We start from the raw sequence: 278 nt of genomic DNA, 5'->3' as shown, positions 1-278 counted from the left end.
ACATTATAAAATGCAGCAATATAGTCAGGACGTTTATTTTGATACTTCAAATAATAGGCATGCTCCCATACATCAAGTCCCAAAATATGGATATTTCCCTGCATTAAAGGGCAATCTTGATTAGCACTATTTTCTACAATCAACTTTTCATCCGGCGTTACACATAACCACGCCCAACCACTACCAAATTGGCTAATTGCCGCGGCTGTAAATTGGTCTTTAAATTTATCAAAACTGCCTAGTTGCTCATTTATAACCTGAGCCACAATACCTTCAGG

1 protein-coding gene is annotated in these 278 nt (G+C 37.8%); it reads right to left on the bottom strand.

Annotated features, from left to right (window positions below; genetic code table 11):
* Window positions 1–278: superoxide dismutase (locus AAEY57_RS19800; protein WP_350608644.1), on the bottom strand; the 278-nt coding region annotated here is incomplete at both ends.

The sequence above is a fragment of the Pseudoalteromonas sp. MER144-MNA-CIBAN-0113 genome, assembly GCF_040308965.1.
In the GTDB taxonomy this organism is placed as follows: domain Bacteria; phylum Pseudomonadota; class Gammaproteobacteria; order Enterobacterales; family Alteromonadaceae; genus Pseudoalteromonas; species Pseudoalteromonas tetraodonis.
The sequence above is the reverse complement of the archived record's forward strand: the minus strand, read 5'-3'. Positions and strand labels throughout refer to the sequence as shown.